The sequence below is a fragment of the Luteibacter aegosomaticola genome (assembly GCF_023078475.1).
In the GTDB taxonomy this organism is placed as follows: domain Bacteria; phylum Pseudomonadota; class Gammaproteobacteria; order Xanthomonadales; family Rhodanobacteraceae; genus Luteibacter; species Luteibacter aegosomaticola.
Genome location: NZ_CP095741.1, coordinates 4,327,211 through 4,350,645, shown reverse-complemented (window position 1 = coordinate 4,350,645; position 23,435 = coordinate 4,327,211). Strand labels below are relative to the sequence as shown.

The 23,435-nt window shown below is 66.0% G+C and carries 20 protein-coding genes; 18 read left to right on the top strand and 2 right to left on the bottom strand.

Going from position 1 to position 23,435, the window contains the following annotated elements:
- The first annotated feature begins 163 nt into the window (after nucleotides 1-163).
- From L2Y96_RS19520 to L2Y96_RS19505, 4 genes are all read left to right on the top strand, one after another.
- Nucleotides 164-886, top strand: a complete 723-nt coding sequence (locus tag L2Y96_RS19520) for a response regulator (protein ID WP_283248852.1) — start codon at nucleotides 164-166, stop codon at nucleotides 884-886.
- Nucleotides 879-2,189, top strand: coding sequence for an ATP-binding protein (locus tag L2Y96_RS19515; RefSeq protein WP_247329572.1), 1,311 nt, complete (start codon nucleotides 879-881; stop codon nucleotides 2,187-2,189). The genes L2Y96_RS19520 and L2Y96_RS19515 overlap by 8 nt, the downstream gene beginning before the upstream one ends.
- A gap of 92 nt (nucleotides 2,190-2,281) precedes the next feature.
- Nucleotides 2,282-2,551 (top strand): EF-hand domain-containing protein, encoded by a 270-nt coding sequence (locus L2Y96_RS19510; RefSeq protein WP_247329570.1) that lies wholly within the window; start codon nucleotides 2,282-2,284, stop codon nucleotides 2,549-2,551.
- A gap of 128 nt (nucleotides 2,552-2,679) precedes the next feature.
- Entirely contained in the window at nucleotides 2,680-3,477 is a 798-nt protein-coding gene (locus L2Y96_RS19505; protein WP_247329568.1) for a MipA/OmpV family protein, read from the top strand.
- Nucleotides 3,478-3,607: 130 nt separating this feature from the next.
- Here L2Y96_RS19505 and L2Y96_RS19500 read toward each other — a convergent pair whose 3' ends face one another.
- On the bottom strand, nucleotides 3,608-4,099 hold the full coding sequence (locus L2Y96_RS19500; RefSeq protein WP_247329566.1) for an SH3 domain-containing protein: 492 nt from the start codon (nucleotides 4,097-4,099) through the stop codon (nucleotides 3,608-3,610).
- A gap of 717 nt (nucleotides 4,100-4,816) precedes the next feature.
- A complete protein-coding gene (locus L2Y96_RS19495) occupies nucleotides 4,817-5,752 on the bottom strand; it encodes a carbohydrate kinase family protein (protein WP_247329564.1) in 936 nt (311 codons plus the stop codon).
- Nucleotides 5,753-6,125: 373 nt separating this feature from the next.
- On the opposite strand from L2Y96_RS19495, the gene L2Y96_RS19490 reads away from it, so the two are divergent.
- The 14 genes from L2Y96_RS19490 (at nucleotide 6,126) to aceF (ending at nucleotide 23,427) form a co-directional block, all read left to right on the top strand.
- Complete coding sequence (locus L2Y96_RS19490; RefSeq protein WP_247329563.1) at nucleotides 6,126-7,172, top strand: rod shape-determining protein; 1,047 nt, start codon at nucleotides 6,126-6,128, stop codon at nucleotides 7,170-7,172.
- Between the two features lie 38 nt (nucleotides 7,173-7,210).
- Nucleotides 7,211-8,230: a rod shape-determining protein MreC gene (gene mreC / locus L2Y96_RS19485; RefSeq protein ID WP_247329561.1), complete on the top strand. Its 1,020-nt coding sequence runs from the start codon at nucleotides 7,211-7,213 to the stop codon at nucleotides 8,228-8,230.
- Complete coding sequence (mreD, locus tag L2Y96_RS19480) at nucleotides 8,227-8,718, top strand: rod shape-determining protein MreD (protein ID WP_247329559.1); 492 nt, start codon at nucleotides 8,227-8,229, stop codon at nucleotides 8,716-8,718. The genes mreC and mreD overlap by 4 nt, the downstream gene beginning before the upstream one ends.
- On the top strand, nucleotides 8,715-10,730 hold the full coding sequence (gene mrdA / locus L2Y96_RS19475; protein ID WP_247329557.1) for a penicillin-binding protein 2: 2,016 nt from the start codon (nucleotides 8,715-8,717) through the stop codon (nucleotides 10,728-10,730). The genes mreD and mrdA overlap by 4 nt, the downstream gene beginning before the upstream one ends.
- Before the next feature lie 50 nt (nucleotides 10,731-10,780).
- A complete protein-coding gene (gene rodA / locus L2Y96_RS19470) occupies nucleotides 10,781-11,848 on the top strand; it encodes a rod shape-determining protein RodA (RefSeq protein ID WP_425492631.1) in 1,068 nt (355 codons plus the stop codon).
- Between the two features lie 62 nt (nucleotides 11,849-11,910).
- Nucleotides 11,911-12,963 carry a lytic murein transglycosylase B gene (mltB, locus tag L2Y96_RS19465; protein ID WP_247329551.1) on the top strand — a complete coding sequence of 351 codons (1,053 nt, stop codon included), beginning with the start codon at nucleotides 11,911-11,913 and terminating at the stop codon, nucleotides 12,961-12,963.
- A gap of 170 nt (nucleotides 12,964-13,133) precedes the next feature.
- On the top strand, nucleotides 13,134-14,360 hold the full coding sequence (locus L2Y96_RS23005; RefSeq protein WP_343218423.1) for a septal ring lytic transglycosylase RlpA family protein: 1,227 nt from the start codon (nucleotides 13,134-13,136) through the stop codon (nucleotides 14,358-14,360).
- 43 nt (nucleotides 14,361-14,403) lie between these two features.
- The gene (locus L2Y96_RS19450) at nucleotides 14,404-15,627 is read left to right on the top strand and encodes a D-alanyl-D-alanine carboxypeptidase family protein (RefSeq protein ID WP_247329548.1); all 1,224 of its coding nucleotides are present in this window, start codon (nucleotides 14,404-14,406) and stop codon (nucleotides 15,625-15,627) included.
- Nucleotides 15,628-15,639: 12 nt separating this feature from the next.
- Nucleotides 15,640-15,930 carry a DUF493 family protein gene (locus L2Y96_RS19445; RefSeq protein ID WP_247329545.1) on the top strand — a complete coding sequence of 97 codons (291 nt, stop codon included), beginning with the start codon at nucleotides 15,640-15,642 and terminating at the stop codon, nucleotides 15,928-15,930.
- Nucleotides 15,931-16,218: 288 nt separating this feature from the next.
- Nucleotides 16,219-16,887: a lipoyl(octanoyl) transferase LipB gene (gene lipB, locus L2Y96_RS19440; RefSeq protein WP_247329542.1), complete on the top strand. Its 669-nt coding sequence runs from the start codon at nucleotides 16,219-16,221 to the stop codon at nucleotides 16,885-16,887.
- 12 nt (nucleotides 16,888-16,899) lie between these two features.
- Complete coding sequence (gene lipA / locus L2Y96_RS19435) at nucleotides 16,900-17,901, top strand: lipoyl synthase (RefSeq protein WP_247329539.1); 1,002 nt, start codon at nucleotides 16,900-16,902, stop codon at nucleotides 17,899-17,901.
- Between the two features lie 26 nt (nucleotides 17,902-17,927).
- Complete coding sequence (locus tag L2Y96_RS19430; protein WP_247329537.1) at nucleotides 17,928-20,249, top strand: carboxy terminal-processing peptidase; 2,322 nt, start codon at nucleotides 17,928-17,930, stop codon at nucleotides 20,247-20,249.
- Between the two features lie 354 nt (nucleotides 20,250-20,603).
- On the top strand, nucleotides 20,604-21,449 hold the full coding sequence (locus tag L2Y96_RS19425) for a mechanosensitive ion channel family protein (protein ID WP_247329534.1): 846 nt from the start codon (nucleotides 20,604-20,606) through the stop codon (nucleotides 21,447-21,449).
- Between the two features lie 292 nt (nucleotides 21,450-21,741).
- Entirely contained in the window at nucleotides 21,742-23,427 is a 1,686-nt protein-coding gene (gene aceF / locus L2Y96_RS19420; RefSeq protein WP_247329531.1) for a dihydrolipoyllysine-residue acetyltransferase, read from the top strand.
- Nucleotides 23,428-23,435: the final 8 nt, after the last annotated feature.

Here is a 23,435-nt window from a genome sequence, read left to right as displayed (position 1 = left end):
TGCGCCGGGTCGGCGAACACCATGCCATGGTGCGCAAGGCCGGTTGGCCCCCGATGTCGGGGGGGCGCGGAAGTTGTTACAGCCTGTTTCAGGTGGCCGCCAGCGCCTTGCGGCGGTCGGTGCGGGGCGCGGAGAATGGCCGGATGACCTCCGGATCACCCGCTTGAATACCCGCGCGCCACGCATCCTCGTGCTCGACGATGACGACGAGCTGCGCGGCATGCTGCGTCGTTACCTCAGCGGCCATGGCTTCGATGTGCACGCCGTCGCCACGGCGGAGCAGCTCGACCGGGCGCTGGAGCGCGAGCCGTACGACGCCCTGGTGCTCGACCTGATGATGCCTGGCGAAGACGGCCTCTCGGTGTGCCGCCGCCTGCGTTTTGGCGGGCAGACCATCCCCATCCTGATGCTCACCGCGCGTGGCGATGCCGTGGATCGCATCGTGGGCCTGGAAATGGGCGCCGACGATTACCTTGCCAAACCGTTCGATCCGCGCGAACTCACCGCACGCCTGCAAGCCATGCTGCGCCGGCAGAAGATGCTGCACAGCACGCAGACGTGGGGCAACGATGAGGTCACGACGTTCGGCCCGTTCGTGCTCAATGTGTCGCGCATGGAGCTGCGTAGGGATGACGAACTGATTGCCCTTTCCAGCCTGGAATTCCAGCTGCTACGCGTATTCGCCGCCAATCCGCACCGGCCGATGTCGCGCGACCATCTGCTGGACAAGGTGAAGGGCAGGGAGCACGACTCGCTGGATCGCGCGCTCGACGTGCAGGTGCTGCGCTTGCGCCGCAAGATTGAAGGCGACCCTTCATCGCCGAAGTACATCCGCACGGTATGGGGTATCGGCTACGTGTTCGTGCCCGATGGCAGCCATGAATAGCTGGCTGCCGCGAAGCCTGTTCAGGCGAAACCTCGTCCTGTTGCTCTCGTTCGCATTGCTCGCGCAGGTGTTCTTCGGTGGCGCGTTCCTCTATGTGCAGGGGCCGCGTGCAGCCGAGCTTGGCCGTCTCGTCGCGATCGAGCTGAACGCGATCGACCGCGCATTCGCCAACATGTCACCGCCGGAACAGCGCGCGTACCTGCAACACCTGACGGGCGCCGGGCGCCTCGTCTTGCAGGAGGGCGCCCCACCGGCGGATGAAGATCCTGGCAGCCGCTTCTCGCTGGTGGCGCAGTTCGTGAACAGCCTGCGCGACAACCTCGCCCCCGACATGGCGTTTCGCTGGGGCGGCGAGCCTTCGCCGCACGCGTGGGTCCGCATCAACATCGGTGAACGCCGTGCCTGGTTCACGCTGCCGCCGAGTTCGTTGACGCGCGATCGTCCGGCGTTCTTCGTGCTCATCGCGGCGCTGGCCATGATGGGGCTTGCCACGCTGATCGCGTTGCTCATCCAACGCCGCATCAACCGGCCGCTACGCGAAGTGGTGGAAGCCGCACGGCGCGTCGGCGAGGGTGGCGACGTGCGCCTCCCTGATTACCGCGCGAGCGAGCTGGCCGCGGTAGCGCGCCAGTTCAATGCCATGTCAGATAACCTGCGTGCGATGGAAGCCGTGCGCGCGGAAATGCTCGCTGGCATCTCGCACGATATCCGAACACCGCTTACCAAGCTTCGTCTCGCGCTCGATGCGCGTGAGCGTGACGCACCTGAAGTGATCTACATCCAGCAGATCGATGCCATCGTCGGGCAGTTCCTCGACTACGGCCGTGCTGGCGCAGGTGAAAAGCCGGTGGATGCGGATCTCAATACGCTGGTGATGCAGCTCGCTGGCGAATTCGAGGCACGCGATACACCGTTCCAGCTCACGCTGGCACCGCTGCCCGCGTTGCGCTTCCGGCCCATCTCCATGCTGCGCGTGCTGACCAACCTCATGGAGAACGCGGTGCGTTACGCCGGCGAAGGCCTGGAGGTGCGCACGCGCTACGCGGAAGGGCAGGTGCATGTCGACGTGCTGGACCGCGGGCCCGGCATCGATGCGGCTGACATTGAGCGCTTGCGCCAACCATTCACCCGCGCCGATGCGGGCCGGGCAAGCGTCCCCGGCACAGGGCTGGGCCTCGCCATCGTCGACAGGCTCGTGCGCTTGCATGGCGGCACGCTCTCGCTGGCGGCGCGTAACGGCGGTGGCCTGCGGGCCAGCGTGGCCTTTCCGCTGCGTGCCGCAGGTGCCGCTGAAGCACTTTGAAACATCTGCTTGCACTTGCGACATCGGCGACAAACAGCGCGTGGCTACGCTGCATGGGTCGGCACTCCCGCCGGCTAGCCAAGGAGATACCCATGCGAATGCTTTTCGTCGCCGCTATCGCACTCGCGCCGCTGGTGGCGTTCGCGATGCCCGACAACAGCCGCGCGCAGCAGGCCATGGCCATGCTGAACCAGCGTTTCGATGCAGCCGATGCGAACCACGACGGCAAGCTCACCCAGGATGAAGCCAAGGCCGGCATGCCGCGCGTGGCCGAGCATTTCGACGAGATCGATGCCGACCACAAGGGCTACATCACCAAGGACCAGATCGTCGCCTTCATGAAGGCGAACGCGGGCCGCTAAGCCCCACCCCCGCCGGGTTCCCCGGCAACCCCTTCGCTTAGCGGCAGCGCGGCACCTTCACCCTGCCGGCCGCCCCCTCTCCGTGTCCGGCGCCGCGTTGCCGCTCCTTTTTTTGAAAAGGATTCCCCATGCGCCCCTTCCCCCTTCGCGCCCGCCATGCCGCGGGCGCGCTGCTCGGCTGCGCCGTCATCGCCCCCGCAGCCTTCGCCCAGGACACCGCCCACGGTGATCTCGGTGTCGGCGTGGTATCGCGCCCCGAATACATCGGTAGCAACCGACAGCGCACGAACCTGGTGCCCGTGCTTCGCGTCGAACTTCCCACAAGCTACGCGTACCTGGGCAACCGCTACGGCGGCAATCCGCTGCAGCTTGGTTTCACGCCGCTCAACACCGGTAAGTGGATCGCTGGCGTGTCGGTGTCGTATCAGAACATCGCGCCGCGCAAAACCTCCGATGGTGACTACCTGCATGGCCTGAAGGATATCGACCGCAGCGTGCTCGGTGGCTTCCTGCTCGGCTATCGCTTCCGCCCCGGCGGTCTTCTGAGCCTGCGCTCCGATACGGATCTCTCCGGCCATGGCCAGGGCACCACGATCACGCTCGCCGCGCAGCAGGCGTTCCCCATCAACGACCACTTCGCTATCGTCACCGGCCCCCGCATCGTGTGGGGCAACCGCCAGCACAACACCACGTACTTCGGCGTCGACACGGCAAAGACGCCGGAAACCATGCTGCCTGGCTACCATGCACCGGCAGGCTTCCAGGAATACTCACTCAACATCGGCGTGCGCTACGCCACCGAAGGCGATTGGGTCATCGGCGGCGGCATAAGCGCCGGCAAACTCCTCGCCAACGTCAAAGACAGCCCCGTGGTGAAAGAAACCTCGCAAGTCACCGCCAGCGTCTACGCCGGCTGGCATTTCTAACCCAAGGTAGGAGCCCACCCTGTGGGCGACATCTTTCGCGATAACCCCACAGGCCCTGTGGCTCTTCCGTGAAAGATGTCGCCCACAGGGTGGTGGCGGGTCCCACCCGATGAGCAAGGATTCGTTCGCATTACCAGCGGCGATAGGTCGTGCCGGTGTGTACGCATCCACGGGGCCCACAGGCGGTGGCGCCGCGATGCACGACGGCTGGTGCGGGAACCGGTAGCGGTACGGGGCTCGCATACACCGTCCAGCTCGCATACCACGGCCGCGCCGGGTAATAACGTTCCCAATACCCGTGGTCGAAGCTCACCACGGTCACGCCCAGCGAAGGCGCGGTCTCTTCGGTGACGACCACCGTACGATGTTCCTGCACCACCAGCACATACGACGAAGACACCCAACCACGCTGGCCGGCCCAACTCACATCACACCAGCTCATGTCACGCAGGCAACCATGCGTCTCGACTTCCGCGCGCGGCGGCAACGTCGTGACCACCGGGTAATTAGTCGCAGGCCCCGCACGCAGGTTCACGCGAGCGGTGGTGATCGACGTCGAAGCCAACGCGGAAAGGGGGAGGGCAGCAAGCGCCGCGGTAGCAGCGAGGGAAAGCAGACGCATAAGGCATCCTCAGGGTTCATGGGTATCCCACCATGCACCGCAGGTTTTTCCCGGGTTTGTCGCGAACGTAAGTAATCGTTACGAGCCGTGTCGTTGCGCCGCGCCTTGTCATCGGTTCATTCGCAGGCGCGAATGCGTGTTTTGAGCGGCGTGCGCCGCCGTGGGCTGGGGAGTTTGTCGGGGTCGGGAGCGGTCAGGGCCTTGCGGCCGCCAGTCGCGGACCTGCGGACCGGGCCGTAGGCATCTCTTTCGCGAAGCGCGTGACGTTGCGCGGCCCTCCGCTCATGTCGGCCGCGAGGCCCTGACCGCCCCCGAGTCCACACGTTTCGTTGCGTGGCGCACAAGCCAGTACACCGAAGCCCTGCGTCTTATCGGTGCGCCGCTGCACGCCGCAAGCTCTCCTGCAATCAACCTCGTCGCTGGGTGCGCGGGTGGGCAAGCCCTGGGGCCGACATGAGCGGAGGGCCGCCAAGCGCCACGCTTCTCGCGAGTGAGGTGCTACGGCCCGGTCCGCAGGTCCGCGACTGGCGGCCCCCAGGGCTTGCCCACCCGCGGCTTCCTCAACCCATCAAGGGCGAGGCGGCGAACGCCGCTCGATACATGCATTCGCGTTAGCGAATGAACCGATCACATCGCGCAACGCAGTGCACGCCACGCCGACAAAGCGCACAAAAAAGGGGCGGCGCATTGCTGCGCCGCCCCTTTTTCAACGGTACCTCAGGCCAGCTCGTAACCGAACTGATCCTTGAACTCGGTCGCGAACTGCTCGTACGTGAAGTACTGGTTCTGCGTGCCCGGGTGCTCGACCTTCAGCGCGCCCATGAGCGACGCCATGCGGCCGACGGTCGGCCAGTCGTAGCCCTTCATCATGCCGAAGATGAGGCCAGCGCGATACGCGTCGCCGCAACCGGTCGGGTCGACCACCTGGCGCTCGCGTGCCGGCGGGATGTTGATGGTTTCACCATCGGCGTGGATGATCGAACCGCGCGGGCCGACGGTGACGATGTACGCCTTCACCTTCGAAGCGATCGTCGCAGCGTCCCAACCGGTGCGCTGCTGCAGTAGCTGCGACTCGTAGTCGTTGACGATGACGTAGGTAGCCTTCTCGATCATGGCGCGGAACTCGTCGCCATTGAACAGCGGCATCGCCTGGCCCGGATCGAAGATGAAGGGCACGCCGCGCGCGGCGAATTCATCGACGTGCTGCAGCATGGCTTCGCGGCCGTCCGGCGCAACGATACCGAACTGGTAATCGGGGATATCACGCACGTGGTTGTCGTGTGCGTTCGACATGGCGCCCGGGTGGAACGCGGTGATCTGGTTGTTATCCAGGTCCGTCGTGATGAAGCACTGCGGGGTGAACATGTCGTCGTACTGGCGCACGCCGTCGAGGCGGATGCCGTGCTTTTCCATGTGCGCGCGGTACGGACCGAAATCCTGGCCCACCGTGGCGACGGGCATCGGCTCACCGCCGAGCAGCTTCAGGTTGTAGGCGATGTTGCCGGCGCAGCCGCCGAACTCGCGGCGCATGGCCGGCACCAGGAACGACACATTCAGGATATGCACCTGGTCCGGAATGATGTGGTTCTTGAACTGGTCCTGGAACACCATGATGGTGTCATAGGCAAGCGATCCGCAGATTACGGCAGTCATCGTTTAAGCAACCCTGAAGAATGTGGTTTCGTTGTAGGAGCCCACTCTGTGGGCGACGTCTTTCGCGATAGCGCAGCAGGCCCTGTGGCTATATCGCGAACGGCGTCGCCCACAGGGTGGGCTCCTACAAGGGGGCGGTCATCGCCCTTGATTTGAGCCCGATGGAACGAGCTCCGGCAAACCGGCGGATGGTACCCAAAAACGCCCCCGGCCGCGACCATTCCGTTACGTACAGATTTACGGGAGCGACGGAGGAGTCTCGCGCATCATTCAGACTTACAAGGCTTTCTTAACTTCTCCGCCCTTGCGCCCCAAGGGGTCGCAATCTAGACTTCCGAGCTTACTTTTCCGGCTATCGGGCGCCCGCCGCATCATGTTTAAGAAGTTCCGCGGACTCTTTTCGAACGACATCTCCATCGATCTCGGTACGGCGAATACGCTCATTTATGTGCGTGGCCAGGGCATCGTGCTGAACGAGCCTTCGGTGGTCGCCATTCGCCAGGATCGTGGCCCGGGCGGCCCGCGTGCCGTCGCCGCCGTCGGTGGCGACGCCAAGCGCATGCTCGGCCGTACCCCGGGCAACATCGCCACGGTCCGCCCGATGAAGGACGGCGTCATCGCCGACTTCACCATGACCGAGGCGATGCTCCAGCACTTCATCAAGCAGGTGCACCGCTCGCGCATGCTGCGTCCCAGCCCGCGCGTGCTGGTCTGCGTGCCCTGCGGCTCCACCCAGGTGGAGCGCCGCGCCATCAAGGAATCGGCCGAAGGCGCCGGTGCCCGTGACGTCTTCCTGATCGAAGAGCCGATGGCGGCCGCGATCGGTGCCGGCATCCCGGTGCACGAGGCCCGTGGCTCCATGGTCCTCGATATCGGCGGCGGTACCTCCGAAGTGGCGGTCATCTCGCTGAACGGCATCGTCTACTCGCAGTCGGTCCGCGTCGGCGGCGATCGCTTCGACGAGGCCATCATCAACTACGTGCGCCGCAACCACGGCACCCTCATCGGTGAATCCACCGCCGAGCGGATCAAGCTGGAAGTCGGCTGCGCCTTCCCGCAGAGCGAAGTCCGCGAGATGGAAATCTCCGGCCGTAACCTCGCCGAAGGCGTGCCGCGCATGTTCTCGATCAACTCCAACGAGGTGCTCGAAGCCCTCCACGAGCCGCTCTCCGGCATCGTGGCCGCGGTGAAGGCTGCCCTGGAGCAGACTCCGCCGGAGCTCTGCTCCGACGTGGCCGAGCGCGGCATCGTGCTTACCGGCGGTGGCGCCCTGCTGCGCGACCTGGATCGCCTCATCTCCGAGGAAACCGGCCTGCACGTGCAGGTGGCCGACGACCCGCTCACCTGCGTGGCGCGCGGCGGCGGCAAGGCCCTCGAGATGATCGACCAGCACGGCAGCGACTTCTTCGCTTTCGAATGATGGACGCGCGCGCCGCGTCGGCCTGGGCGCGCTAATCCATGGCCCTTAATCGCGACGATAAGTCGCCGCTGTTCTCGCCCGGTGTGGCGGGCACCCTGCGGCTTATCGTGTACCTCGCGCTCGCCTGCGTCCTGATGGTCCTCGACCATCGCGGCGGGTGGCTGGCCAGCGTCCGCTATGGCCTCTCGGTGGTGATCGAGCCGGTGTACCGCCTGGCTGGCCTGCCGTCGCAGGGGTTCCAGGCGGCGACGGTGGCGTTCGCCGACCGCCAGCGCCTTACCGAGGCCAACCAGCGCCTGCGCGAAGACCTGCTGCTCGCCAACGCCAAGCTCAACCGCATGGCGTCCGTGGCCGAGCAGAACCAGCGCCTGAAAGAGCTGCTCGATACCCAGCACAGCCTCGCGATCAACGTGCAGCTGGCCCGCCTCATTGGCGTGGACCTGGGCGCGTTCCGCCACCGTATTACCCTCAACGTGGGCGCCCGCGACCAGGTGAAGGTGGGGCAGGTGGTGATCGACGCGCGTGGCGTCATGGGCCAGGTCATCGAAGTGATGCCGACCACCTCGGTGGCCATGCTCATCACCGACCCGAATCACGCCATCCCGGTCACCATCGAGCGCACCGGCCTGCGTACCGTGGCTTACGGTTCGCGCGGCGGCGACATGCTCACGCTGCCCAACATCCCGGTCTCCGCCGATGTGCAGGCGGGCGACAAGCTGGTTACCTCGGGCCTCGGCGGGCGTTTCCCCACCGGTTTCCCCGTGGGCACCATCCGCGACGTGGGCCAGACCGCCTCGGGTACCTTCCTCTCGGCCAACGCCTTGCCGGCCGCGGATCTCGACCGCAGCGAAGACGTGCTCCTGCTCCACGACCTGGCCGAAAGCGCCGGGCCGCCCGATCTCGCCCCCAACGCCGGCCCGCCGGCCGACATGGCGCCGGATCCGAACGCGCCGCCGGCCACACCCGCGCCTAACCCGACCCTGCCCAAGGTCACCGCGCCCACCGTCAGCGGTGCGCCCGCGCGCGCGTCGAGCAGCGCCCAGGGGGGTACGCCATGAACAAGACCCGTGTACGCCAGCTCTGGTTCGCCGCCACGCTGCTGCTCTCGCTTGTGCTCATGCTGGTGCCGCTGCCCGGCCCGCTCGCGCCGTTCAAGCCGTACTGGCCTGCGCTGGTCCTGCTTTACTGGTGCCTGCAATCCGGTGATCGCGTCGGCCTGGGCCTGGCCTTCTGCCTGGGCGTAGGCGCCGATCTGTTCGATGGCATGCTGCTCGGCGAACAGGCCCTGCGCCTCACCGCCATGGTGTTCATCTGCCTGCGCTTCCGCTCGCGCCTGCGCTTCTTCCCCATGTGGCAGCAGACTCTGGCCGTACTGGGCTTCCTGCTCAACGACCGCGTGCTGCTGTTGCTGATCCGCGTGCTCGGCGGCGATCCGCTGCCGCCGGCCGATTTCTGGCTTTCGCCGTTCGTTGGCGCCGCGCTGTGGCCGTTCGTGTTCCTGATCCTCGATGACCTGCGCGCGCGCCTGCGCATCCACGAGGCATGAGCCTGCGGCGCGCCTCCATCAAGGAAATGCGCGGTGAGGTGGCGTTGTTCCGCCGCCGCGCGCTGGCCGGCTTTGGCCTGATCCTGCTTGGCCTGATCGCGGTGTGCACGCGTTACGTGTACCTGCAGGTCTACCACCACGACGAGTTCGCCGCGCGTTCGGAGCAGAACCGGATCAAGCCGCGTGCGATCCCGCCGGCGCGTGGCCTCATCTATGACCGCAATGGCGTGCTGCTCGCCGACAACGTACCGGCCTTCCGCCTGGAAGTGACGCCGGAACAGGTCGGCGACATGGACAAGATGCTCAGCGACCTGGGCGCCGTCGTGCCGCTTAGCGATGACGACATCACCCTGTTCAAGAAGCAGGTGAAGCAGAGCCGCCGCTTCGAAGGCGTGCCGCTGAAGCTCAAGCTCACCGAGGATGAAATCGGCCGCTTCGCCGTGAACCGCTGGCGCTTCCCCGGCGTGGACGTGGTGCCGTACCTTACCCGCCGCTACATGATGGGCCCGGAATTCGCCCACGTGCTCGGCTATGTGAGCCGTATCGATGCGGATGATCTCGATCGCATGGATGACGACGAAGAGGCCAGCTACAAGGGCACGACCCACATCGGCCGCATCGGCATCGAACGTTCTTACGAAAAGCTGTTGCACGGCGCGCCGGGCTACGAGCTGGTCGAAGTGAACGCCGACGGCCGCACCCAGGCCGTGCTGGATACCACGCCGCCGACGCCCGGCAAGAACATCTACCTGTCGATCGACGTGCGCCTGCAGAAGGCCGCGCTGGAAGGCCTTGCCGGCCGCCCGGGCGCAGCGATCGCCATCGATCCGCGCAACGGCCAGGTGCTGGCCTTCGCCAGCTTCCCCACGTTCGATCCCAACCTGTTCGTCAACGGCATCAGTTCGGCGGATTACAAGGCGCTGACCACCGACCCGGATAAGCCGCTGTACAACCGTGCCCTGCGCGGCGTGTACCCGCCGGGCTCCACGGTGAAGCCGCTGCTCGCGCTGGGTGGCCTCAGCCTGGGCCTGCGCCGACCGACGGATACCGTGTTTTCGAACGGCCAGTTCTGCATCCCCGGCCAGACCCGCTGTTACCGCGATGACGACCGCGGCGGTAACGGCACGGTCAACATGATGCAGGCGATCGAGCACTCGACGAACACCTACTTCTACAAGCTGGCGCTGGATATGGGCATCGATCGCCTGTCCGCCTGGATGTCGAAGTTCAGCTTCGGCCAGAAGACCGGTATCGATCTGGTTGGCGAGGCCGAGGGCGTGCTGCCATCGCGCGAATGGAAAGCGAAGCGTTCGAAGGCCGGCTGGTTCCCGGGCGAAACGATCATCGCCGGTATCGGCCAGGGCTACTGGGCGGTCACGCCGATCCAGCTGGCCCACGCGATCGCCACCTTCGCCGGCCACGGCATCCCGTATGCGCCGCACCTGCTGCTGGATACCCAGGATGGCGTGGATAGCCCGCGCGTGCCCCAGGTATTCGCTCCGGAAGGGCCCTCGGTGGTCCGCCGCGATAGCGATTGGCAGGCGGTGAACCAGGGCATGATCGACGTGATCAACTCGGGCAAGGGCACCGGCAAGAAGGTCGGTATCGGCTTCCCGTATGTCATGGCGGGCAAGAGCGGCACGGCCGAGCGCTTCTCGCGCAAGACCGACGCTTACGACAACAACAAGAACAGCGCTTATCTCGCCAGCCGCCACCGTGCGTGGTTCATCGCGTATACGCCGGCGGAAGATCCGAAGATCGCCGTGGCCGTGCTGCTCGAAGCGGGCGCCTGGGGCGCCCAGGATTCCGGCCCGATCGTGCGCAAGATCCTCGACCAGTGGGTGGTCGATTCGGGCGGCCCGCGTCCGGAAGCGTTGCCGCCAGGCCCCATCGCCACCTCGGATGCGCCGATCGAGAGCGCGCCTGCGAGCGACAGCAGCGTGCAGGGCGCCGAGCCCGCGCCGGCCACCAGCAGCGTGCTGCCCCCGGACGATGACGGGGAGGACCAGTAACCGTGCTCGAACAAATCACCGTCCGCCTCAAGCGTTTCGGCCTGCGTCTGATGACCCGGCCGCGCCTCGACCTGCCGCTCTTGCTGGCGCTGTTCCTGCTGGCCTGCGCCGGCCTGGCCACGCTGTATAGCGCGGGCGGCGGCAACTATTCGCTGGTCGGCGGCCAGGCCGCGCGCTTCGTGCTCGGCGGCGTGCTGCTGCTGGTGATCTCACGCATCCCACCGCCGGTGCTGCGTTCGTGGACGCCATGGCTCTACGCCGGCAGCACCGCGCTGCTCTTCGTAGTGGCCGCGCTGGGCGAGGGCAGGGGCGCTTACCGCTGGCTCGATCTGGGCTTCATGCGCTTCCAGCCCTCGGAGCTACTCAAGCTCACCATGCCGATGATGGTGGCCTGGTACCTGCACCCGCGGCAGCTGCCGCCGGGCTGGAAAGACATCATCGTGGTCGGCCTGCTGATCGCCGTGCCGGCCGCACTCATCGCTGAACAGCCCGACCTGGGCACGGCGCTGCTCGTTGCGGGCGCGGGCGCCTTCGCGCTGTTCCTGTCCGGCATGGCCTGGTGGCGGATCGGCCTGCTGGTGGGCGGTGCTGGCGCCGCTATCCCGGTGGCCTGGCAGTTCCTCCACGAATACCAGCGCAACCGCGTGCGCACGCTGCTGGATCCGGAATCCGACCCGCTGGGCAACGGCTGGCACATCATCCAGTCGAAGATCGCGGTGGGCTCCGGCGGCATCTTCGGCAAGGGCTGGCAGCACGGCACCCAGTCGCGCCTGGATTTCCTGCCCGAGCACACCACCGACTTCATTTTCGCGGTGTTTTCCGAGGAATTCGGCCTGGTGGGCGTCATCGCCATCATGGTGCTCTACGCCTTCATCATCGGCCGCTGCCTGTGGATCGCGATGAATGCACGCGATACCTACTCGCGTCTCCTCGCGGGTGCGATCGGTATGAGCTTTTTCGTATACGTGGCCGTGAACGGCGGCATGGTCGCGGGCATCCTGCCGGTGGTGGGCGTGCCGATGCCGCTCGTCAGTTATGGCGGCACGTCTGCGGTGTCGTTGCTGACAGGCTTTGGTGTGCTCATGTCCATCCACGCGAACCGAAAGCTCCACGATTAATGGCTGAACACGCGCTCCAGCCAGCCCGGGAAGCGCCACTTTCGCGTGTTACGCTTCGGCTCATGGATGATGCACAGCCGGCGCACCGCGCACGACCCGCTCGATATGTTCCGCGCCTGCTCGGCGCGACGCTTCTGCTTCCCCTGCTTTTTGCGGCCGGCCATGCACGCGCCGCGGCACCGGCTGCGCCTGAGACCCATCCGGGCCAGGCCGCGCTGGTGCGTGAAGTAGCGAAGGACACGGGCAAGAGCGCCTGGGCGCTGAACAAGCTGCTCAACGGGGCGAAGATGCAGCAGGGCATCATCGATGCCATGAACCGCCCGGCCGAGAGCAAGCCGTGGAGCGTGTACCGGCCCATCTTCCTCACCGAAGACCGGATCAACGCGGGTGCCGAGTTCTACCGCACGCACCGTGCCTTGCTTGATGGCATTAGCCGCAAATATGGCGTGCCTGCCGAATACATCGTGGCGATCGTGGGCGTGGAGACCTTCTACGGCCGGAACACCGGCAAGTACAAGGTGCTCGATGCGCTGACGACGCTGGCGTTCTACTACCCGAAGCGCGCACCGTTCTTCCGCGAACAGCTGAAGGTGCTGCTCGAGCTGCCGCCGAACCACCTGGCCGGTCCGCTGGATACGCTCACCGGCTCGTACGCCGGCGCGCAGGGCTGGGGCCAGTTCATGCCCAGCTCCATCCGCGACTGGGGCGTGGATTACGACGGCGATGGCCGCATCGACATGAAGGGCTCGATGGGCGATATTTTTGCCAGCGTCGCCAACTACTTCAAGGAACACGGTTGGCAGACCGGCGGCCCCGTCGCCGCGCGCGCCCAGCCCGATCGCCGCGCGAAGGCGCCGGCGGTACCGAAGGACTGGCACACCGTCGCTCCCGTGGAATCCTTCGTGGCCACCGGCTTCGCGCCGGTGCAGCACCTGGACCCGGGCCGCGACGCACAGCTGCTGCGCCTGGATGGCCCCTCGGGTGACGAATACTGGTTCACGTTCCAGAACTTCTACGTGATCACCACCTACAACCGTAGCCCCATGTACGCACTGGCCGTCGACCAGCTGGCGCAGGCGATCCGCGCCCGCGTAAACGGACCCGGCGCGCGATGAACAAGGCCACCGTGGGGGCGGTGAACCAGCTGACGCATCCGCGCCATCGTAGGAGCCCACCCTGTGGGCGACATCTTTTCGCGGGTGCGCAACAGGCCCTGTGGCGTTTGGGCGAACGGCGTCGCCTACAGGGTGGGCTCCTACGGTGGTGCCTCATTCTGGTGGTCACGGTGCTGCTCAGCGCTTGCGGGGGCGGGCATAACACGCGGCCTTCCTCGGGCAAGCGCAGTGGTGGTTCCAGCCGGCCGTACGACGATATCAGCCGCTCGCAGGGGTCGCGCTACGGCAGCAAGAGCGACAGCGTGCCGACCGAGATGCCGGACTTCAGCAAGATCCCGGAGCCGGTGCCGAAGAACGAACCGCGCTCGCTGTACGGCAACAAATCGCCGTACTCGGTGCTGGGCCAGACCTACAACGTGCTGCCCACGCCCAAGGGCTACGTGGAGCGCGGTATCGCGTCGTTCTACGGCAACAAGTTCCACGGCTACAAGACCTCGAATCTCGAGGAATACGACATGTACCAGTTCAGCGCGGCGCACAAGACACTGCCGCTGCCGAGCTATGCGCGTGTCACCAATCTTGAGAACGGCAAGAGCGTCATCGTCCGCATCAACGATCGCGGCCCGTTCCATGAAAACCGCATCATCGATCTTTCGTTCGCCGCCGCGGTAAAGATCGGCGTGTGGCCGAGCGGCACCGGTCTGGTTGAAGTGCGCGCGATCGATCCGTCAGACCCTTCGTCGGTCTCTGCACCGCCGTTCGTGCAGACCACGCCGAAGCCCGCGCCGGTGACGGCCCCGCCGCCGCCTGTTCGTTCGTCGCGTACGCCGCCGCCACCTGCAGCGCGTACGGCGCCCACGGCTGCCGCGGTGGCCACGGGTGCGGTGATCGCGGGTGCGCCCCGGCCGGCGCCGACATCAACCACGTCCACGCCGGTGGCCGTGGGCAACCCGGAAGACGACGGCCCGGTGCCGGGCATGACCAACGCCTCCGTCGCTGATGCCTTGCCGCCGTCGGCTGCTGGCGCACCGGTCGCTACGCGCGCTCCTTCGGCCGATATCGCGGCCCCGGTCGGCACCTCCATTCCGGTGGCGAAGGCCCCGCAGGCCGCTCCTGGCGCGGCTGCCGGCACCGCCTCCAGCCCGGCCGCCGTGCCCGGCAAGCCCAGCATTTACCTCCAGGTGGGCGCCTTTTCCGACCTGGCCAACGCGAACCGCGTGGCCGATCAGTTGAACCGCGCCGGCGTCGGTCCTGTCAGTGTTATCGAGGCCAACGTGGCCGGCCGCAGCATTCGCAAGGTGCGCGTGGGCCCCCTGGCCGATGTGGACACCGCCGACCGCGTTACCGACCAGATTGCCGGCATGGGCCTGCCCAGACCCTCGGTCGCGGTAGACTAAACCTCTTTTTTTCCCGTTTGTTTTCGACTGGACTGCTGAAACGATGAAGCTTTTGCCCCGTTCCCTGTTCGCTTTCGCCGCCGCCGCGCTCGTCGCCGGCGTGTCCGTGGCGCAGCAGACGCCGCCGCGTCCCGTGGTGCCGCGCCCCGTGGTGCCCGAGGCCCCCGTGCCGCCGCCGCCGGATGTGGAAGGCAAGAGCTGGGTGCTGATGGACTACAACACCGGGCAGATCATCGCGTCGAAGGAACCGGACATGCAGGTCGAGCCGGCCTCGATCACCAAGGTCATGACCGATTACGTCGTGTCCGCGGAGATCGCCAACGGCAAGATCCACATGACCGACCCGGTCACCATCAGCGAGAACGCGTGGCGTGGCGGCGGTGCCGGCACCGACGGTTCCACCAGCTTCCTCAAGCTCAACAGCCAGGTCCCGCTGAAGGATCTGCTGTACGGCATGATCATCCAGTCGGGTAACGATGCCGCCATCGCCCTGGCCGAGCACACCGCGGGCTCCGAGCCGGCGTTCGCCAACCTGATGAACGCGTACGCCAAGCAGCTCGGCATGACGCACTCGAACTTCGAGAACGCGTCGGGCTACCCGATCGCCAACCACTACACCACGGCACGCGACGTCGCCGTGCTGTCGCGCGCGCTGATCCACGATTTCCCGGAGGATTACGCGATCTCGGCGGTGAAGGAGTTCAAGTGGAACGACATCACCCAGCACAACCGTAACCTGCTGCTGTGGCGCGATAACACCGTCGACGGCATCAAGACCGGCCACACCGCCGCCGCTGGCTTCTGCATGGCTGCGTCGGCCAAGCAGGGCGATGCCCGCATGATCGCGATCGTGATGGGTGCCGGCAGCGAAAAGGGCCGCGCCGATGCCGCGCTGGCGCTCATGAACTACGGCTTCCGCTTCTACGAAAGCCACAAGCTGTACGCCGCGGGCGCCACGCTGGCCTCGCCCAAGCTGTGGAAGGGCGCTGAGAACACCCTGCCGCTGGGCACCACCGAAGACGTGCTGATCTCGGTGAAGCGCGGCGATTACGACAAGCTCAAGGTCAACCTCGATTTTCCGTCCACGCTGATCGCCCCGTTCAAGAAGGGCCAGCAGGTCGGCTCGCTGCGCGTCACCCTGGATGGCCAGCCGGTCACCACGGTGCCCCTCGTCGCCCTGAGCGATGCGCCGGAAGGCGGTTTCTTCTCGCGCCTGTGGGACACCATCATGCTGTGGTTCCATAGCGACGACAGCGGCAAGAAGTAAGGAGCTCCGGCGATGAAAGAGATCGATTTCTCCCAGGCGAAGGCCGAAGGCAAGGGTTTCCAGTTCCCGGGCCAGTTCGAGATCACGGCCATCGGCAATGCCAATGTGGACCTGAAGGCCCGCGTGCCGCAGATCCTGCACGGAATCGGCCTGGAAGTGCTCCACGAAACGGTGACCTCCAAGCTTACCCCCGCCGGCAACTACGAGTCGGTGGCGGTCAGCTTCGTCGCACCCAGCCGTGAGAAGTACATGGAAGCCCACGACGCCCTCCGCGCCGACGCGGACATCCGCTTCACGCTCTAACGGCCCGCGCGGGACCGCCGTCCCGCCGTCCCGCCGTCCTGGCATACCGGCATACCGGCATACCGGCATACCGCCGTAGGAGCCCACCCTGTGGGCGACGCCCTTCGTACAAACGCCACAGGCCCTGTGGCTCTTCCGCGAAAGATGTCGCCCACAAGGTGGGCTCCTACGCGAAAGATGTCGCCCGCAGGGTGGGCTCCTACGGGCAGCATCGGGGTGGGGATCTCTTGTATCGTAGGCGTTCAACCCGCAGATACCTGACATCCCCGCATCCCCCCGATAAGCCCCATGACCCTTCCCCTCAACGTTCGCCGGCTGGGGCGCGTGCCCTACGAAACCGCCTGGAAGGCCATGAGCGCCTTCACGGACAACCGCACCGAAGACACGCCCGATGAGCTGTGGGTGCTGGAACACGACCCGGTGTTCACGCTGGGGCAGGCTGGCCTGGACGAGCACGTGCTGTTCGCTGGCGATATCCCGGTGGTTCGCGTCGATCGCGGCGGCCAGGTGACCTACCACGGCCCGGGCCAGATCGTGGCCTACCCCCTGATGGACCTGCGCCGCGTAGGCGTGGGCGTCCGCGACATGGTCTGCAAGATCGAACAGGCCATCATCGATACCCTCGGCGAGTGGAATATCGGCGCCGCCCGGCGTGAAGGCGCCCCCGGCGTGTACACCGCCGACGCCAAGATCGCGGCCCTCGGCCTGCGTGTCCGCCGCGGCTGCAGCTTCCATGGGCTGGCCTTCAACGTCGATATGGACCTGGAGCCCTTCCACCGCATCAATCCTTGCGGCTACAAGGGTTTGGAAGTCACCCAGGTGGTAGACTTGGGGGGTCCGTCGCGGTTGTCAGACGTGGAAGACGTCCTGGTACAGGAATTCTGCAAGCAGTTCGGTTTCCACGCCGTCGAATCCGCTCCCGTTATCCCCGAACTCCCCGCCCGCGTTGCGGTCTGAGGTCGTAGCCCCATGAGCCAAACCGTCCCCAATACCCCCGCCCGCAGCATTCCCATCGCTGTCGTCGACAAGCCCGGCGAGAAGATGCTCGGTAACGACAAGATCGCGCTCAACCGCGCGGCTTTCGAGACCGATGTGCCTGTGCTGCGCAAGCCGAGCTGGATCCGCGTGCGCCTGCCGCAGGGCAATGCCGTGCAGCAGCTCAAGGCGCGCCTGCGCGAAAACTCGCTGGTCACCGTGTGCGAGGAAGCCTCGTGCCCGAACATCCACGAGTGCTTCAGCAAGGGCACCGCCACCTTCATGATCCTCGGCGAGGTCTGCACCCGCCGTTGCTCGTTCTGTGACGTGGCCCACGGCCGCCCGCTGGCGCCGGATCCGCTCGAGCCGGCGCGCCTGGCCGAGACCATCCGCGACATGCGCCTGAAGTACGTGGTCATCACCTCGGTGGATCGCGACGACCTGCGCGATGGCGGCGCCGAGCATTTCGCGTCCTGCATCCGCGCCGTGCGCCACGCCAGCCCGGATATCAAGATCGAGATCCTCACCCCGGATTTCCGCGGCAAGGGCCGTATGGAGCGCGCGCTGGAGGTCCTGAAGGATTTCCCGCCGGATGTGTTCAACCACAACCTGGAAACCGTGCCGCACCTGTACCGCGAAGTGCGCCCGGGCGCCGATTACCAGTGGTCGCTCGACCTGCTCAAGCGCTTCAAGGCGCAGCATCCCGAGGTCCCGACCAAGTCCGGCATCATGCTGGGCCTGGGCGAAACCATGGAGCAGGTGCTCGAAACCATGCGCGATCTACGCGCCCATGACGTCGACATGATCACCATTGGCCAATACCTGCAGCCGACGGCGCATCACCATCCGGTGGTCCGCTACTGGACGCCGGAAGAATACGAGGCGCTCCGCGTCGCCGGCGAAGAGATGGGCTTCGGCCATGTCGCTTCCGGCCCGTTGGTGCGATCCTCCTACCATGCCGACCTGATGGCCCACGCCGCCGGCGTCGTCGAATAAACGCTCAAAGCAAATCGAGGCATTACATGACCCTTCGCCCCGTGTCGCTCGCCCTCCTGCTGGCCCTTACCGCCACAGGAGCGCACGCCCAGAATGCCGCCCCTCAGCAGCCTGGCGCGACACCGCCGGCGAAGACGGCTGCGCCGCAACCGAAGGATGCTTCGGAAGCGGCCACGTCGCCCGAACCGCAGAAGAAAGAATCCTCCCTCCCGCTGAAGCCCACCTCGGCGGAAACGCAGGCCGCGCAGCTCTCCGCGCGCTTCCTCACGCGTTTCCACTACCAGGCGCAGCCGCTCGACGACGCCATGTCGGCCAAGATCTACAAGGCCTACTTCGACGATCTCGATAGCGAGAAGGTCTTCTTCACCCAGGAAGACATGGCCAAGTTCGAACCGCTGAAGACGCAGTTCGACGACGCCATCTGGAACCAGGACCTCACCGGCCCGTTCTCGGTCTTCAACCTGTACATCACGCGCGCCGTCGATCGCATGAACTATGCGCGCGGCCTGCTGAAGAAGGGTTTTGACTTCAGCGGCAACGAGACCTTCAACTTCGATCGCAAGAAGGCGCCGATCCCGAAGAACCAGGCCGAGCTCGACGATGTGTGGCGCAAGCGCACCATGAACGACTGGCTGCGCCTGAAGCTTGCCGGCAAGAGCGACGACGATATCCGCAAGACCCTCGACAAGCGCTACGCCACGTACATCACGCGCGTACGCCAGCTCGATGACGAGGACGCCACCCAGGCGTTCATGACCGCCTACGCCAATTCCACCGACCCGCACACCGATTACCTCGGCCCCCGCGCGGCGGATGCGTTCGATATCGCCATGCGCCTGTCGCTGGAAGGTATCGGCGCGGTGCTGCAGGCGCGCGACGACTACACCACCATCCGCGAGCTCGTCCCGGGCGGCCCGGCGCTGAAGTCCGGCAAGCTCAAGCCCGGCGACCGCATCGTCGCCATCGGCCAGGGCGAAACCGGCCCGATGGTCGACGTGGTGGGCTGGCGCCAGGATGACGTGGTCAAGCTCATCCGTGGCAAGAAGGACACCACCGTCCGCCTGGAAGTGCTCCCGGGCGATGCCGGCGTGGATGGCAAGCACGACATCGTGACCCTTGTGCGCAAGAAGGTCACCATGGAAGAGCAGGCCGCCAAGTCCAAGGTCATCGACGTGAAGGATGGCGATGTCACGCGCAAGATCGGCGTGATCGAACTGCCCACGTTCTACCAGGATTTCGGCGCGCGCCGTAACGGCGATGCCAACTTCAAGAGCGCCACCCGCGACGTGTCCAAGCTGCTCACCGACCTGAAGGCACAGAAGGTCGAGGGCGTCATCATGGATCTGCGTAACAACGGCGGCGGCTCGCTCAACGAAGCCACCGAACTCACCGGTCTCTTCATCGATACCGGCCCGGTCGTGCAGGTGCGCGATGCGCGTGGCCAGGTCGAAGCCCAGGGCGACGACCAGCCGGGCATGTCGTGGGATGGCCCGATGGCCGTCATGGTGAACCGTGGTTCGGCCTCGGCGTCGGAGATCTTCGCCGCCGCCATCCAGGATTACGGCCGCGGCATCATCATCGGCGAGCCCACCTTCGGTAAGGGCACCGTGCAGAACCTGGTCGACCTCGACCGTTTCGGCAAGGCGCAGACCGGCGAAGACGCGAAGTACGGCGAGCTCAAGATGACCATCGCCGAGTTCATCCGCATCAACGGCGACAGCACGCAGCTGCACGGCGTGACGCCCGATGTGCGCTTCCCCGAAAACGGCGACGCGAAGGAGTTTGGTGAATCCACCTACGACAACGCACTGCCGTGGCGCCATATCGATCCGGCCGATTACAAGCCGGTCGCTGACCTGAAGCCGATCGTGGGTCCGCTCAACCAGAAGCACACCGCGCGCGTGGCTACGTCGCCGGCGTGGAAGCTGATGCTGGATGAGCTGGCGCAGTACAAGCAGCTGCGCGACAAGACCGATATCTCGCTGAACTTCGCCGCCCGCCAGGCCGAGCGCAAGCAGTTCGACGCCACGCAGGCTGATTTCCGCAACCGCCGCAAGGCCATCTTCGGTGGCGACGGCAGCGCGGATGTCGATGACCAGAGCAATGGCGATGACGGTTTGAACGCGAACGAGCGCAGCATCAAGAGCGACCTCAAGCAGGAAGCCGATGCGAAGAAGGCGAAGGACACGCCGCTGGAAGAAGCAGCGCACATCGTCAGCGACGAAGTGACCCTCATCAAGGGCGATGCGAAGCTCGCCTCCGAGGTGCTCCCGTACGGCGGCAAGAAGATCGACACCCCGCCGCAGACGGCACAGGCCGCGAAGCCTGAGCCGAATACGCCGAAGTGATGAAAAGGCCCCGAAAGGGGCCTTTTTTATGCGGTTGCGGCTGAGCCGCCATGCTCAGGCGCCTCCGGCGCAAAAGCCTTTGTCGGTTGCGGCTACGCCGCCATGCCTAAGCGCCTCCGGCGCAAAAATCGCATGGCCCGCCGCGCATCGTCCACCGGCGTGGTGGCTCCCGTCGTAGGAGCCCACCCTGTGGGCGACATCTTTCGCCAACACCTTTCAGACCCTGTGGCGGCTGTACGAAAGGCGTCGCCCACAGGGTGGGCTCCTACAGTGCGAGGGGGCATTGAAACCGGGTCTTCACGGTTTCGTTGCTAGCCTTTGCCGCGATTCTTCGCTTCGAAAGGCAGGCCTCGCATGCTCGACTTCCTCGATCACCTCGGCATCGACCACGCCACGCGGCTGGTCATCATCGGCTGGAGCATCCGTATCGGCATTGCGCTGATCGCGCTTGTCGTCGGCTTCTGGATCTCCGCGCGCATCGCTAACGTCGGCCGCCGTGCGCTTGAGCGCGCGAAGGTGGACGACACGCTCGCCGGCTTCCTGCGCAACGCCATCTACGGCCTGCTGATCGCCTTCCTCGTCGTGCAGGTGATGGGCATGGCGGGGATTCCCACCGCGTCATTCATCGCCGCGCTCGGCGCTGCCGGTCTGGCCATTGGCCTGGCGTTGAACAGCTCGCTGTCGAACCTGGCCTGGGGCGTGTTGCTGATCCTGTTCCGCCCGTACCGCATTGGCGATTACGTGCTGGTCGGCGGGGTGGAGGGTACGGTGGAGAGCATCAACCTGATGCACACCTACATCATTACGCCGGATAACCGCGAAGCCGTGGTGCCCAACGCGAAGGTGGGCGGCGACGCCATCATCAACTTCAACCGTCGTGGCACCCGCCGCTTCGAGATCAAGGTGGGCATCGCCTACAGCGACGATATCGGCAAGGCCATGGATATCGTCCGTGGGCTGCTTGAGGGCGATGCGCGGATCATGAAGGACCCGGCGCCGGGGGTGTGGACGGACAGCCTGGGCGCCTCGAACGTCACCCTGGTGATCCGCGGCTGGTGCACGGTGGCGGATATGTACGGTGCCCAGACCACCTTGCTGCGTGGCATCAAGGATCAGTTCGGCGAGGAGGGCATCACGATCCCGTCCTCCAGCACGGACATCCGCCTGCTCCCGCCCGAAGCCCCCAAACCCGCCCCCTGACCGCCCCCCGCCCCGTAGGAGCCCACCCTGTGGGCGACATCTTTCGCCTCACCGCCGCAGGCCCTGTGGCGCTTCCGCGAACGGCGTCGCCCACAGGGTGGGCTCCTACGGCGGGGGTGTTTGGCGGGCCATAACCGGCTCGCACAACAGAAATCGCCCCAAACAAGCGTTTGAATCGTGGGAATCGCCTCCTGAGGGATTACAATCGACCGGTTGCGCCGCAGCACGGCGCCCGACATTCCCCCGTTGGAGGGTTCGTCCGCCCTTCATCGTTGTTTTTTGAGGAGGTTCCATGGCCGACGTCAAAGAAGCCCGCGTGCCCGATATCGGTGGCAAGCCGGTGCCCATCATCGAAATCATGGTCAAGGTCGGCGATACCGTCGAAAAAGACCAGAGCCTGGTCACGCTGGAGTCCGACAAGGCCACCATGGAAGTCCCGGCGCCGTTTGCCGGCGTGATCAAGGAGATCAAGGTCAAGGTCGGCGACGAGGTCAACGACAATGACGTGATCGCCCTGGTCGAAGCCGCGGGCGATGCCCCGGCCGCCCCGGCTCCTGCCGCCGCCGCGCCCGCTCCGGCACCCGCCGCTGCTGCCCCGGCCCCGGCCCCGGCTCCGGCCCCGGCCGCCGCCAAGGCTGCCGCCCCGTCGGCGTCCAAGGCCTCCGGCCCGGTCAACGTCAATGTCCCGGACATCGGCGGCAAGCCGGTGCCCATCATCGAAGTCATGGTCAAGGTCGGCGACAAGGTCGAGAAAGACCAGAGCCTCATGACCCTGGAATCCGACAAGGCCACGATGGACATCCCGGCTCCGGCCGCGGGCGTCATCAAGGAGCTGAAGGTCAAGGTCGGCGACGAAGTGAATGACGGCGACCTCATCGCCATCATGGAAGGCGAGGGTGGCGAAGCCGCCCCGGCGCCGGCGCCGGCCGCTGCTGCCCCGGCACCCGCACCGGCACCCGCCGCTGCCGCCGCGCCTGCCCCGTCGAAGTCCGAAGCCCCGGCCGGTGGCGCACCGCGCACGCCGCCGGTGTCGTTCGACGCCTCCGTCATCATGCCGGACAACGCCCCCTACGCCAGCCCGGCCGTCCGCGCGTTCGCACGCGAGCTCGGCGTCGACGTGGCCCAGGTCAAGGGCAGCGGCCGTGGTGGCCGCATCCAGCGCGAAGACATCACCGGTTACGTCAAGAACGTGATGACCTCGGGCGCTGCTCCGTCGGCTGCCGGTGGCGCCGCGGGTGGCACCGGTCTCTCGCTGCTGCCGTGGCCGAAGGTCGATTTCTCGAAGTTCGGCGAGATCGAAGAGAAGCCGCTGGGCCGCATCCCGAAGATCTCCGCCGCCAACCTCGCGCGCAACTGGGCGGTCATTCCGCACGTCACCCAGTTCGAAGACGCCGACATCACCGAGATGGAAGCCTTCCGCAAGAAGCTCGGCGAAGAGAACAAGGACCTCAAGGTCACCCCGCTGGTCTTCCAGATCAAGGCCGTCGTCGCCGCGCTGAAGAAGTTCCCGACCTTCAACGCCTCGCTCGACGCCGCTGGCGAAACGCTGACGCTCAAGAAGTACTACAACGTCGGTATCGCCGTGGATACGCCCGATGGCCTCGTCGTCCCGGTCATCCGCGACGCCGACAAGAAGGGCCTGCTCGAGCTCGCCGCTGAACTCGGCGAAATCTCGAAGAAGGCGCGCGACAAGAAGCTCACCGCGGCCGACATGCAGGGCGGTTGCTTCTCCATCTCCTCGCTCGGCGGCATCGGTGGCACGGCGTTCACGCCGATCATCAACGCGCCGGAAGTGGCGATCCTGGGCGTCTCCAAGGCGGCCATGAAGCCGGTGTGGAACGGCAAGGAATTCGCGCCGCGCCTGATCCTGCCGCTGTCGCTGTCGTACGACCACCGCGTCATCGATGGCGCGCTCGCCGCACGCTTCGCCGTGTACCTGGCCCAGCAGCTCGGCGACATCCGCCGCCTGTTGCTCTGACGGAGGCA

Excerpts from the sequence above, each read along its gene's own strand:
- L2Y96_RS19515 (WP_247329572.1), top strand. The coding sequence starts at position 879 with ATGAATAGCTGGCTGCCGCGAAGCCTGTTCAGGCGAAACCTCGTCCTG.
- L2Y96_RS19510 (WP_247329570.1), top strand. The coding sequence starts at position 2,282 with ATGCGAATGCTTTTCGTCGCCGCTATCGCACTCGCGCCGCTGGTGGCG.
- L2Y96_RS19505 (WP_247329568.1), top strand. The coding sequence starts at position 2,680 with ATGCGCCCCTTCCCCCTTCGCGCCCGCCATGCCGCGGGCGCGCTGCTC.
- L2Y96_RS19500 (WP_247329566.1), bottom strand. The coding sequence starts at position 4,099 with ATGCGTCTGCTTTCCCTCGCTGCTACCGCGGCGCTTGCTGCCCTCCCC.
- L2Y96_RS19495 (WP_247329564.1), bottom strand. The coding sequence starts at position 5,752 with ATGACTGCCGTAATCTGCGGATCGCTTGCCTATGACACCATCATGGTG.
- L2Y96_RS19490 (WP_247329563.1), top strand. The coding sequence starts at position 6,126 with ATGTTTAAGAAGTTCCGCGGACTCTTTTCGAACGACATCTCCATCGAT.
- mreC (WP_247329561.1), top strand. The coding sequence starts at position 7,211 with ATGGCCCTTAATCGCGACGATAAGTCGCCGCTGTTCTCGCCCGGTGTG.
- mreD (WP_247329559.1), top strand. The coding sequence starts at position 8,227 with ATGAACAAGACCCGTGTACGCCAGCTCTGGTTCGCCGCCACGCTGCTG.
- mrdA (WP_247329557.1), top strand. The coding sequence starts at position 8,715 with ATGAGCCTGCGGCGCGCCTCCATCAAGGAAATGCGCGGTGAGGTGGCG.
- rodA (WP_425492631.1), top strand. The coding sequence starts at position 10,781 with ATGACCCGGCCGCGCCTCGACCTGCCGCTCTTGCTGGCGCTGTTCCTG.
- mltB (WP_247329551.1), top strand. The coding sequence starts at position 11,911 with ATGGATGATGCACAGCCGGCGCACCGCGCACGACCCGCTCGATATGTT.
- L2Y96_RS19450 (WP_247329548.1), top strand. The coding sequence starts at position 14,404 with ATGAAGCTTTTGCCCCGTTCCCTGTTCGCTTTCGCCGCCGCCGCGCTC.
- L2Y96_RS19445 (WP_247329545.1), top strand. The coding sequence starts at position 15,640 with ATGAAAGAGATCGATTTCTCCCAGGCGAAGGCCGAAGGCAAGGGTTTC.
- lipB (WP_247329542.1), top strand. The coding sequence starts at position 16,219 with ATGACCCTTCCCCTCAACGTTCGCCGGCTGGGGCGCGTGCCCTACGAA.
- lipA (WP_247329539.1), top strand. The coding sequence starts at position 16,900 with ATGAGCCAAACCGTCCCCAATACCCCCGCCCGCAGCATTCCCATCGCT.
- L2Y96_RS19430 (WP_247329537.1), top strand. The coding sequence starts at position 17,928 with ATGACCCTTCGCCCCGTGTCGCTCGCCCTCCTGCTGGCCCTTACCGCC.
- L2Y96_RS19425 (WP_247329534.1), top strand. The coding sequence starts at position 20,604 with ATGCTCGACTTCCTCGATCACCTCGGCATCGACCACGCCACGCGGCTG.
- aceF (WP_247329531.1), top strand. The coding sequence starts at position 21,742 with ATGGCCGACGTCAAAGAAGCCCGCGTGCCCGATATCGGTGGCAAGCCG.